The following is a 12,328-nucleotide window of genomic DNA, read 5'->3' as shown; positions in this document are numbered from 1 at the left end:
CATCCTCGCGCTGCCGCCCGAAGGCGACGCCTGCCGTGCCGCCGAGGCCTTGATCGCCAGAGAAATGCCATGAGGTCGCCAGGCGAACGTGCCGGAAGGCATGCCGGCAGCCTCGCCAACCGTTTAGCCCGTTTATTGCTGGTAAGCTTGTTGACCGGCTGTGCGGCATGGGGGCCAGCATCGCAGGTGCAAGCTTGGCCGGTGAGCGCGCCATGCATCGCCACGCGCCCCGCCTCGCCCGCCTTGCCTGCGGTGCCAGCCCACGGCATCTTCGAGCAAGTGCAAGCCTTGCTGGCGCGCGAGCAATTGCGTGCTGCCCATGTGCGTCAGCTGGAAGCGCTGCTTGATGCCTGTGCGGGCGGCTAACAACGCCTGACTGCGCCTGATAGCGCCCACCAAAACCGTGACGGGCGCAAGGAAGGCCCGGCGTCCCGCTGGCCCGAGAAACGCCACTGCACGAAGCAGCGTGCCGCCGAGGCAGTGAGCATCGCCGGCCGCAAATGACGATGCGCATTGGTTTTTGACAGGCGTTCCAGGCAGCAGTCCCCATTCACCCGTGGCCTGCCAGCGCCGCCGCCTTCTGGTGCAGATGCGGGGCCGCATGCGAGAAAACGGTGCATTCACCGCCTGATTAGCTGATTTCTGGTGACTTTCGGCACAATCTCTGTATACAATCACCTGGCACGAAGCGTGCATGGCTACCTCGGTCATTCCATCCAAGGAGCTTCGCATGCATCATCGGCCGCTGGTGTGTTTCTGTCGTCCCGTTTCTGTCTTGCTTTTCCTTTTCACCTGCACCCATCCGTGCCGCGGTAACCCAGGAAATGGAGCGTAAATGGCCTCTCCCCGTCTGAAATCCATCCACCGCGGCGTGTCCGGTACCACGCCTGCCGCTCCGTCCCCCGTCGATGAAGTGCTGCCGGCCGGGAAACTGTTCACCCTGGGCTTGCAGCACGTACTCGTCATGTATGCGGGCGCCATCGCCGTGCCGCTGATCGTCGGCCGCGCGCTCAAGCTGCCGCCCGAGCAGGTGGCGGCGCTGATCAGTGCCGACCTGTTCTGCTGCGGCCTCGTGACCCTGATTCAGTCCTTGGGAATCGGCAAGCATTTCGGCATCCGTCTGCCCGTCATGATGGGCGTGACCTTTGCCGCCGTCAGTCCCATGCTGGCCATGGCGAACAATCCGGCCCTGGGCATCACCGGCATCTTTGGCGCCGTGATCGGCGCCGGCGTCGTTTCCATGCTGATCGCGCCCTTCATCAGCCGCCTGCTGGCCCTGTTTCCGCCCGTGGTCACGGGCAGCATCATCGCCGTGATCGGCGTGTCGCTGATGCGCGTGGGCGTGAACTGGGCCATGGGCGGGCCGCCCGCCATGGCGCAGATCGCCGATCCCGCTTTTCTCAAGATGGCCGCTGCCGCCACGGCGGCCGGCTTGCCCGCGCCGCCTGGCCCCGTGCCCCTGATCGCCAACCCCGGCTACGGCGCGCTGGACAACATGGGCATCGCCTTCTTCGTGCTGGCCGTCATCTTGCTGGTGGCCAAGTATGGCCGTGGTTTCCTGTCGAATATCGCCGTGTTGATCGGCATCATCTCCGGCACGGCCCTGTCGTTTGCGCTGGGCAAGGCCGACTTCGCCAAGGGGGCCAGCGCCAAGGCTTTCGCCATCGTTACGCCGTTCCAGTTCGGCATGCCGACTTTCGACCTGGTTGCCATCGTGACCATGAGCCTGGTGATGATCGTCGTCATGATCGAGTCGCTCGGTATGTTCCTGGCCTTGGGCGAGATGACGGGCAAGCGTATCGAACAGGCCGACATCAGCCGCGGCTTGCGCGTCGATGGTCTGGGGACCTTGATCGGCGGTATCTTCAATACCTTCCCGTACACGTCGTTTTCGCAAAACGTGGGACTGGTGGGCGTGACGGGCGTGCGCAGCCGCTGGGTCTGCGTGGCGGCCGGCATCCTCCTGCTCATCATGGGTGTGATCCCGAAGATCGCGCAGACGGCCGAAGCCGTGCCGGCGTTCGTGCTGGGCGGGGCAGGGCTGGTGATGTTCGGCATGGTCGCCGCGACGGGCATCCGCATTCTGGCCGGCGTCGACTACAAGAGCAACCGCAACAACCTGTTCATCGTGGCCCTGGCTATCGGCTTCGGCATGTTGCCGCTGGTGGCCGAGCAATATGCGCAGCACATGCCGAAAGTCCTGTCGCCGTTGCTGCACAGCGGCATCCTGCTGGCCGCCATCGTTGCCGTGCTGCTCAATCTGTTCTTCAACGGGCTGGCGTCAAGCGAAAAAGCGCGGGAGCAGGCGCGCGAGAACAGCCACGGCAGCGATTGAGGCACCGCCGGCGCCGTGAATGCGGTGCGCGGCGCTGCCGGTCAGCCAGGCGGCAGCACCCTGAGCACCACGCAATTGCGTCCCTCATCCTTGGCGTGGTACAGCGCGGCATCGGCCAGGCGCAGAAGGGCGTCCGGATCGGCGGCTCCCGGTGCCGGCTGGACCGCGATGCCGACGCTGATCGTCACCTGCCGCGCCTCCGCGTTCGCGTGGGAGATACCCAGATCTTCGATCGCCCGCCGCAGTGCTTCGCCGATCTGGCGCGCTTCGTCCGCGCCGGTGTTGGGCAGCACGATCGAAAACTCTTCGCCGCCATAGCGCGCCGTCAGGTCGCCCGCGCGCCGCATGCCGGCCGCCAGCGCATGCGCGACCCGGACCAGGCATGCATCGCCGGCCTGGTGGCCGTGACTGTCGTTGAAGCGCTTGAAGTAGTCGACATCGAGCATGATGACGGCAAGCGGCCGGCCGACGCGCGTGGCACGCGCACATTCGGCACGCAATACGTCGTCGAAATGACGCCGGTTCGCCAGGCCAGTCAGACCGTCGGTGATGGACAAGGTCGCCAGTTTGCGGTTGGCGTCTTCCAGCTGTTCCGTGCGTTCGGCAACGCGCCGTTCGAGGCTGTCATGCAGCCTGGCGCTGGAGATCGAGATCATCGCCTGGGCGCCGAGCATGCGCAGGAACGCCACGCGTTCCTCCGTGAACGAGGCTTCTGCAAGCCGGTTCTCGAAATACAGGATGCCGCCGATCTGGCCGCCGTGCCGTATCGGCAGGCACATGACGGCGCGCGGCAGGTGCAACTGCACGTACGGATCGGCGGCAAAGCGCGAGGCGCCCGTGATGCAGTCTTCGATCACCTCGGCGCCGGTGCGAATGACGTAGCGCAGCAGCGACAGCGGGAACTGCGGGTCGCTGGCGGCGTTCAGGTCGAACTGGCGCGATTGCAGGACAGTGACGACATCGCCATCGATATTGGCCTCCAGCTGGTAGCTGCCTTCGGACAGCAACAGCAGGCGCGCCACCTGCGCGCCGGCGTTTTCGCACACGATGGTAATGAGGCGCGTCAGCACGCTGCGCAGGCCCACTTCGTTCGACAGGATCTGCGACGCTTTCAGCAGCGACGCCAGGTCGAGCGCTGAACTGCCGTGCGTGTGGGAGACGGAATGACGTTGTGCGCCGCGGCCATCCATCCTTGACAGCAGTGCGCCATGGCGCGCCTGCAGCTGCGCTACCTTGCCCTGCGCACCCCACTGGCCGTAGTGCGCGATGGCGTCCTGGATGAAGATGCCGGCCACGCGCGCATGTCCTTGGTCGAACCAGCATTCGCCGCACAGTTCATTGCCCAGCGCTTGCATGTTGACGTAGCCCGCCAGGCCGGCCGCGTCGATCGCCTGCTGGTAGCAGCGCGTGGCCAGCTGCAGGTCTTCCCGGTAGCGTGCCATCTCGGCCATCACCAGCAGATGCTTGGCGTCGCTATTGTCCGAGCCTTGCCTGGACCACTCGGCGAGGCTCGTTTGCAGCGTGTCGACCACGGCCAGCACATCGTTCGCATCGGCACGCGCAGGATCGCGCCGCAAGGCGCGGATCAGGATCAGCGCGGCGTAGAAGCTGCACTCGGCAACCTTAGCCTGACCGCGCATGATCTGGGTGACGCTGCCAAGCTGGCCGGCCAGCGGCTCGGCGTCGGCGCTGTCGAACAGGTAGGCGTTGCGTATTTTCCCCTGCAAGAAGTAGGCGCGGTACAGCTGCGAGCCGCCATACTGATCGAGGAAGCGCGCCTCGCTGAAGACCCCATCGTCATAGCTGTCGTGACGGGGCAGGAGACCCATCAGGCATTTGATCGGCTGGACCGCGGCGGCGACGCAGCAATCGGCCATCGCCTGCTGGCCGTTGGCGCGCATCAGCGCCAGGTCGTGCTCGATGTCGTGCATCAGGTGCGGCAGGTAGTCGCCGAGGATGATACGGTCGGTGGCGCGCACGGCCGCCACCACGCCGACCTGCACGAAGTCGGCGATTTCCAGCGCCCAGCCAAACGCTTCTTCGTACAGGGCGTCGGAGCTGCGCAGCGGCTGCGTCCAGTGGTTGCTGAGCGCGCCGAACATCAGGCCCGTGAGCGTGCGCGTCTGCAGGTTGGCACGGCGCCTGGCCAGCGCCATCGCCATCGCCCCGAAGGCGTAGCCGCGCGCGATGTCGCCGCTGTACAGTGCAAGCATCATCGCGTAGCCGACATAGGCGACAGCGCTGAAATCGCTGTTCCCCCGCTGCATCGACAGCCGCGTCATCGACACCACCATCAGCGCGCTCAGATCCTGCTGGCCGGCGTAGTAGCTGGCCATCCACAGGCCCTGCATCATCTGCATCGCGGCCACGGCGTCCGGCTCGCACATGTCATCGGCCGCCAGCAGGGTGCCGGGCGCGTGCGCGCCAGGCTGCTGTCCGATGTCGGCGAGAATGTCGCTGAAGCGCGCCTTCATCTGCGCCACATCGTGCGGAATGTCGATGTGCAGTAGCGCCAGGCCGTCGCGCTGCACGGCAATGGCGTCGAGCAGGCGGCCCTGCAATTGATACTGGTGCGCCTGGATGGCAATGCAGCGCACCTGCTGCAAGGGGCTCAGGGAGCGGGCGCGTACCAGTGGATAGATCGCCTCGGCCGTATCGAACTGGCCGCACAGGTAAGCCGCTTCGGCCGCGCCCAGCTGCAGGTCGAGCCAAAGGCTGGCGTGGACGCTCCATGCCTGCGCCGGCAGCAGCTCGAGACCTATGCGCATGTGTTCCAGCGTGGACTGGAACGCGGCGGAACGCCGTGCCTTGACGCCGGCCTGGAGATTGAGCGTCGCCAGCTGCACGCGCTCGTCCGCATCTTTGATCAGCGCGCGCCCGGCGTTGAGCTGCTCGACGATTTCAAACAGTGTTGCGTCCTGGTGCTGCGGCGCCGTATGCCGCAGGAGCAAGCGGCCGATGAGCAGATGGTTGGCCACGCGCGTAGCGTCGTCGGCGACCAGGTAGGCGGCCTGCTGCACCCGGTCGTGCAGGAAGCGGTAAGCGACGCCGCTGTTGGCCGCATCGCTGTCGCCACTGACGTACTTATAGCGTTCGTCGAGCGGCTGGATCAAGCCTGCCCTGAGCGCCGGCCACAGGTCTTGCTGCGTTTTGCGGTGAGCGCGGTCCATTGCCAGCGCGAGCGTATCGAGCGTGAAGCGGTTGCCGCAGGAGGCGGCCAGTTGCAGCAGATGCTGCGTCACCGTGGGCAGGCGGCGGATTTTTTCCAGCAGCACCTCGACCACATTGTCGGTATATTTGGCCTGTTCTATCGCGGGCAGGTCCCAGTCCCAGCAATCGTCGGCGGCCCGGTAGCGCAGATGGCCCGTCTCATTGAGCGAAGCGAGGAACTGGTTGAGGAAAAAGGGATTGCCGGCCGTCTTGCGGTAGCAAATGCTGGTCAACGGCGCACAATCGTGGGTTGCCACGCGCACGGTGGCCGAGACCATTTGCGCCACCTGCGGCTCGGTCAATGCGCTCAGTAACAGCGTCGACAGGCGTACCTCGCGGGCGAGCAGCTTGTCGCGCAGCGCGATCAGCGGATGGTCGGCGCTCACCTCGTTGTCGCGATACGCGCCGATGAACAGCATGCAGCTCTTGTCGCAGGAGACCATCAGCAGTTCGATCATTCGCAACGTGGCCGCATCGGCCCATTGCAGGTCGTCGAGGAACAGCACCAGCGGATGCCCGGCGCAGGCGAACACTTCGACGAAGCGGGGAAAGAGGCGGTCCAGGCGCAGCTGGGCCTGTGCCGGGTCCGACGCGGGCACTGCGTCCGTGGGGCCGACGATCAGCGCCAGTTGGGGAATCAGTTCGATCAGCATGCCGATGCCGCTGCCCAGCGCCTCGTGCAGTTTGGCGGACCACTGCCGCAGCGTTTCCTCGGGTTGGCCGAGCAGCTGGCGCACCAGCTCCTGGAAGGCCTGGATCAGCGAGGCATACGGCACGTCGCGCTGGAGCTGGTCAAATTTACCGGACAGGAAGCAGCCGCGCCGCGCGATGATGGGCTTTTGCACTTCGTTGACGACCGCCGACTTGCCGATGCCCGAATGGCCGGCCACCAGCAGCATCTCGCACCTGCCCGCAGCGCTGCGTTCAAATGCCGCCAGCAGCACGGCGATGGCATCCTCGCGCCCGTGCAGCGTTTGCGGCACGAGGAAACGGCCGTTGTGGTCGGACAGCTTGAGCGTATGCGCCGGCTTTTGCGCGCGGCATGCTTCGAGATCGCTGCGCAAGCCCTGCAGGCTCTGGTAGCGCTGATCGGCATTTTTTTCCAGCAGCCGCTGGATGATCGGCAGCAGCTGGCCAGGCAAGCTTGCCAGCGCCGGGTGCGACCAGTCGGGACTGCGCGCAATGTGGCAATGCACGAGTTCCATCTCGTCGCCCGTCTCGAACGGCGCCTGGCCGGCCAGCAGCTCGTAGAAGGTGGCGCCCAGCGCATAGAAATCGGCGCGCCAATCGACGCGCCGGTTCATGCGTCCGGTCTGTTCCGGCGCCATGTAGCGCAGCGTGCCTTCCAGCGTCTGGAGATTGGCGATGCCATGGCTTTCGTACGGCAGTTCGCAGGCGATGCCGAAGTCGATCAGCTGCAGCAGGCGCCGGTCGCCATTCCACACCAGATTGGCGGGATTGATGTCTTTGTGGATCACGCCCTGACGATGAACCTCGTCCAGCGCCGCGCACAGTTGCAACGCGATGTCGAAAAAGTCGTCCAGCGCCAAGGCGGGTTGCGACGGCATCCTGCGCGCCGCCACCTGCGCACGCAACACCTGGTCGAGCGCCTGGCCGCCGCAATCTTCCACGATCATCGTCCAGCACCCGCCGTGCAGCTGCAGCGCCAGCGGATGCGCCACGCCAGGATGGCGGCAGCGGCGCGCGATCGCATACTCGCGCTTGAATTGCGCCAGTTGCTGAAAGGAGGGGAACTGCTGATTGGGTTTCTTGACGATCAGCGCGGTGCCATCGGCGGCCCTGGCACGATAAACCCGTGAGCGGACACCGCTGTGCAGCTGTTTGATGATCTCGTGGTCGAAAAGAGAGCGCATGGGCTAGCAGTACACAGACGGTTGCGGGAGCCTGGAGGCGCACATTTCGGAATATTACTTGATTGTAAGTATTATATCAGTAGGGGCCTTTGGAGGAGGGAGAGGGGGGCGGGGTGTTGTAAAAACGTCAGTGGGAGCAGGTTAGCCCGGGTGTGGGAATTGATCGTGATGACAGTCGCGGCAAGGTGAAGAAGTAGAGGTGATGGAGGTGTCGGAATTTACAGACAAGGAAGAGTTACGCGTAGATGCCGCACCTCGGCCAGCACATGCTATTGGGCAAGATACAAGAGGATTTTCTGGAATTGAGGAAGCCTCCATACCTTTCTTGAACTAGTTATCACTTAGGTGCAAGTCCATCGCCTTGCAATATGGGTAGCCACACATTGTGCGCAATTTTTTCGAAACCCGTCGACGTTGGATGAAGCTCGTTAGCCCAGTCGTCGTCACCTAAGGTGCCGCGACTATCGACAAGACGAACGCGGCCGGGATAACGAGCGACCAACCCCTTCAACCGCAAAGTGAACTCGTCGATCAAAAAACGGATGCAGGAATCCTGCAGGTGGGTAGGCACGTTTGCGACTACTAGCGATGCTCGCAGCCATTTGCTTTCGGCACCAAAGATGCCGATACCTGTTGGCCGAGCATAGTCGTAGTTATGTAAATAGATCTTCGTTGGACCGGTTGCATTTTGCGTCGTATTCCAAGTTGCACCAATTATCTTGTCGATAAGAGCGATGAAGCTTCCCGTAACTTTATTTAAAAATCGGTTCAGGCTTTGCTCGTCATCACCGGATCGGTAGCAAGCTTCAGCCGAAGTGCAGGCGGAGCAGTCTTTTAGCAGTAGCGGGCGCATATCGGATAGGCCGGCGAAGTCGTTCCCTCCACCGCTTATGAAAACAGCCGACAAAGAATCCCCATGTAGTTGTAATGCGGTCTGAATTCTTCTTTTATAGGTTCCGTAAACATAATCGTAGGCTTCGGCACCGTTATTTCCGTGAGCTAGAATGTAATGCTCCTTTTTTTCAACCAAATTTCCTAATTTGCTTAATAATGAGCCACCAGGAAGAGGATACCAGAACCAGCTGTCGCCGATTGCCAATATTGACGGCTGATGAAAATCGTTCTGCATCATGGTCTCGTCCCAATAAACATTTTTGTTGTGCATGATAATTTCTCCAGTATGAACCATCTTTGAATTCATGCTTAGGATTCTTGCTGGAAAGCGGACAGATCCCTAAGCATCACGAATATTTTTTCCTCTGGCGATGAGGTCAAGCAGGTGAGAATGCGCGAAACGCGCTTATGAAATTGTTTGATAATTTGTATTTTTGTATTTCATCGGTATAAGAAATGGTGCCTGATTCTATTGGTTGCTTCGGTGCGTCTTCCTTAATTGGCTGAGTAAATTTCTCAATCTGAAAATTTGATGCTAAATTAAATTTCATTCCGTCATCAGTTTTTTGAAACTGTGACTGTATATAATTTTCTTTTTTGATGGATTGTTAAGATTGGCTTTCTATTAGTCAGCAGAGAGCTAATTAGGTTCATTTTTTTGGATTCGAATGGCACCGCCGGCCTTGACGCCGGCGTGAGGCTGCTTGAACAAGCTGATGGTGCTCGCCAGCTCGTCCTCGCTGGCTTTTATCGCCGCCGCACGGCCATGGTCAGCCGCTTTTCTAGAGAGCGTTTGACGTCACTCTGTGGGCGGTGATGGCGGCGATCACGCCGGGGCAGGGGGCAGGGCGTCGTCCTCATGGTCGTACTCCACCACGTCGCCGTCGGGGTAATGCTTCGTGTGGATAGTGTCGTCGGACTCGCGTGCCTCAGACGCTTGCGGATACATCGCCGCGTAATCACGCCGCGCGTTAGGTGGTCTCTCGGGAAAAGACGATCAACTGTTCGCCCATGGTCCGCACCGACTAGGCGGGCGTGCTGTCAGCGTGCCGCGCGGCCCATTTCAGCAGGGGGGACGTCGTACTGCTGTCAGAACTTGTCCCGGTAGGGCGGCATGTGCTTTATCTCGGCCGGATGCTGGATGTCCAGGCAACCGGCCTCGCCGGTTTGACCGCGATGCGCTCGGTCAGGTTCAGCTTGATCGAGATATCGACTGTTTCACGGTTGTTGAATTCGAACTTGAAGGCGATGCCGTGCTTGCGCGTTTTCTCATTGGTCATCAGGTCGAGCTGGTGAACTTACAGCCAGGCGAGCAGGGCCACCATGATGGCGCCGGCGCCGGCGTCGCTCGCGTAATCACGGCGTAAATCTGGCGTAACCGCTAGAGGTTTTTGTCGGGTTTAATTGAGATTAAGAGAAATGCCCGGACGTAAAAAAGCCACTAACCCGCTGATTTATTGGGGTTAAATGGCTTTTTTGATGTTTCTGAATTCTGTGCGCTGGTGCCCGGAGCCGGAATCGAACCGGCACGCCCTTACAGGCGGGAGATTTTAAGTCTCCAGTGTCTACCAGTTTCACCATCCGGGCAGCGCGGCGAGATTCTAGCACAGGTGATGTGTATTACGCCATCTTGTGCCTGAGCGATGGGCCAGCATCAATGGCCTGTTATCAGCTTCCCGCCATCAAAACACTGCCTTGAACTGCACCCCATACGTGCGCGGTTCGTTGACGATGCCTGTCAGGTTGTCGAAATCGATCGCGCCCAGCGACTGGATCTGGTTGGTGATGTTGCGGCCGTACGCGGAGAGTTCGTATTTGTCCCATTTGTAGCCTACACGCAAACCGCCTTCGAGCAGTTCCTTGGCCTTGTATTCCTTCGCTTCATACAGGAAGAAGTTGTAGCTGGTGCGGTAGGCCCAGTCCGTGTAGGCGTAGAACTCGCCATTGGCGAGGGGAATGCTGTACTTTAATGTGAAGTTGGTTTGCCATTCCGGCGCGCGCGGCAGCGGGTTGCCGTCGATGTAGGCCGTGCCCTTGAACGGGCCCAGCGGGTCGGTCACGGTGCAGCCGCTGGCCGGGTTGTTTTGCGCGTTGCCGCAGCTTTGCACGAACAGCTTCTTGTCCTGGATTTCCGTGTGGTTGTAGCTGCCGCCCAGGGTCATGCTGAGCGAATCGCTGAGGTTCGCCTGGAAATCGAGTTCCACGCCGCGGCCCGTGGCCTTGTCTGCGTTGATCAGCTGGTTCATGTTGACGGCGCCGCTGCCGGCCGTCAGTTGCTTGTCCTTCACGCGGTACTGGAATATGGCCAGGCTCAGGCGCGCGCGCTTGTCGAACAGGTCTTGCTTGATGCCCGCCTCGACGGACAGCGCTTTCTCGGCGCCGGCAAACGAAGGGCGGTCGGCCAGGCCGTTCAGGCGGCCCTGCATCGACGGCGCGCGGTAGCCGGTGGCGATGCGCGCGTAGGCATTCGTTGCCGGCGTGAGTACATAGGTGCCGCTCAGGTCCCAGCTGACGTTGTGCGAGGTGTCGTGCAAGTCGAAGGGGCCGGCCGTGGTCGCCTCCACCCGCTTGGCGGAGAAATCCTTCTTGTCGGTCGTGTAGCGCAGGCCGGCGCGCAGTTTCAGGGCGTCCGAGACCGTGTAGTTGAGCGAGCCGAACGCCGCGTACGACTTCGAGCTCTGGTTTTGCGTGGCGTAGTTCGGGCTTTGCGGGTTGCCGGGCGCCAGGCTGTTGAAGCCGATGCTGTCGATCTGGATATCTTCCTTGAAGTAGAACAGGCCAGCTATCCATTGCAGCGGGCCGCGGGCAGACGACTCGGCGCGGAATTCCTGCGAAATCTGCTTGTGGTTGGGGATCACGTCGGCCGTTTCCACGACGAACGGGATGAAGCCGGGGCCCATCGGCGGCGCGGACACGGCGCCATAGCCGCCGTCGACGTCGGCGCGGCTGTAGAAATCGAGCTTTTCGTAGCCGGTGATCGAATGCAAGGTGACGCCGGGCAAGTCCCATTTCAGGCGCATGCTGGCGCCCTTGGTTTTCAGGTGCTGGCGGTTGATGCCGTCGGTCGGGTAGTTGTCGTAATCAAAGCCGTCGACGAGGTCGTTCGTGCCCTGTTTCAGGATATTCGCGCGGAACAGGGTGGCCGTGCCGTCGAGATTGCGCGCGTGCACGTTGAACAGGGCTGTGAAGTCGCGCGTGGGCTTGACCAATACCTGCAGGCGGGCGGCGCTGTCTTCATAGCCTTCGAAATCGCGCGTGCCGGTGGGGCGCGGGTTGTGCACGCGGTCGTCGCGGCGCTGCGTCTGGCCGGAAAAGCGCAGGGCGACCGTGTCGCTGACGGGCACGTTGAACGCGCCTTCCAGGTTCTTCATGCCATCCTTGCCGAAGCCGCCGCTCAGGTAGCCTTCCGTCTTGAAGACGGGCTTGGCGGAATCGAACTTGATCACGCCGGCTGGCGAGTTACGGCCGAACAAGGTGCCTTGCGGGCCGCGCAGCACTTCGACCTGATCCACGTCGAACACGGGAAAGCCCTTGAGCATGGCGTTTTCCTGCACTACGTCGTCCATCACCAGGCCCACGGGCTGCGAGGCGTTCAGGTCGAAGTCGGTATTACCCAGGCCGCGAATGTAGAAGCGGGGAAAGGTGCGGCCATAATCCGATTCGACGGACACGCTGGGCGAGCGGCTGTTGAGGAAGCGGATATCGGCGCCGCCGGCCGTCAGCGTGTCGAGCTTGTCGCCTTTCAAGGTGGCGATGGACATGGGCACGTCCTTGATGTTTTCCGCGCGCCGCTGCGCCGTCACGATCACCGTTTCCAGCTGGCCAGGGCCGGTCTGTGCCGCCGGGACGGCAGGCGCGTCGGCGGCTGGCGCCGGGACGCTATCCTGTGCCATCGCCTGCAGTGGAAAGGCGGCGCTGATTGCCAGGGCAATCAGGGTGTGACGTACTGTGCTGGCATGCGGTGTCATCATGAAACGGCTCCTGTCGGTCAAGGTTGTTGGGGGGTATGCAAGCT

At 62.0% G+C, this 12,328-nt stretch carries 6 protein-coding genes and 1 tRNA gene; 2 read left to right on the top strand and 5 right to left on the bottom strand.

Annotated elements, in window-relative coordinates; genetic code table 11:
* Positions 1–201: 201 nt before the first annotated feature.
* Together JAB8_RS29585 and JAB8_RS20755 are read left to right on the top strand one after the other, a co-directional pair.
* The gene (locus JAB8_RS29585; RefSeq protein ID WP_162995725.1) at positions 202–366 is read left to right on the top strand and encodes a hypothetical protein; all 165 of its coding nucleotides are present in this window, start codon (positions 202–204) and stop codon (positions 364–366) included.
* Between the two features lie 469 nt (positions 367–835).
* Positions 836–2,335: a nucleobase:cation symporter-2 family protein gene (locus tag JAB8_RS20755; RefSeq protein ID WP_254679559.1), complete on the top strand. Its 1,500-nt coding sequence runs from the start codon at positions 836–838 to the stop codon at positions 2,333–2,335.
* Between the two features lie 41 nt (positions 2,336–2,376).
* Here JAB8_RS20755 and JAB8_RS20750 read toward each other — a convergent pair whose 3' ends face one another.
* The 5 genes from JAB8_RS20750 to JAB8_RS20740 form a co-directional block, all read right to left on the bottom strand.
* Positions 2,377–7,419, bottom strand: coding sequence for a diguanylate cyclase (locus tag JAB8_RS20750; protein WP_070291243.1), 5,043 nt, complete (start codon positions 7,417–7,419; stop codon positions 2,377–2,379).
* A gap of 337 nt (positions 7,420–7,756) precedes the next feature.
* Entirely contained in the window at positions 7,757–8,620 is an 864-nt protein-coding gene (locus tag JAB8_RS28285) for an SGNH/GDSL hydrolase family protein (RefSeq protein WP_205602260.1), read from the bottom strand.
* 814 nt (positions 8,621–9,434) lie between these two features.
* Positions 9,435–9,596: a phage tail protein gene (locus tag JAB8_RS28280; RefSeq protein ID WP_275528109.1), complete on the bottom strand. Its 162-nt coding sequence runs from the start codon at positions 9,594–9,596 to the stop codon at positions 9,435–9,437.
* 217 nt (positions 9,597–9,813) lie between these two features.
* Positions 9,814–9,900 (bottom strand) — tRNA-Leu (locus JAB8_RS20745).
* Between the two features lie 95 nt (positions 9,901–9,995).
* A complete protein-coding gene (locus JAB8_RS20740; RefSeq protein WP_070291246.1) occupies positions 9,996–12,281 on the bottom strand; it encodes a TonB-dependent receptor in 2,286 nt (761 codons plus the stop codon).
* Between the last annotated feature and the right edge of the window lie 47 nt (positions 12,282–12,328).

This window comes from Janthinobacterium sp. HH106, from assembly GCF_001758725.1.
Lineage (GTDB): Bacteria > Pseudomonadota > Gammaproteobacteria > Burkholderiales > Burkholderiaceae_D > Janthinobacterium.
This window is presented reverse-complemented; position numbering and strand designations above follow the sequence as displayed.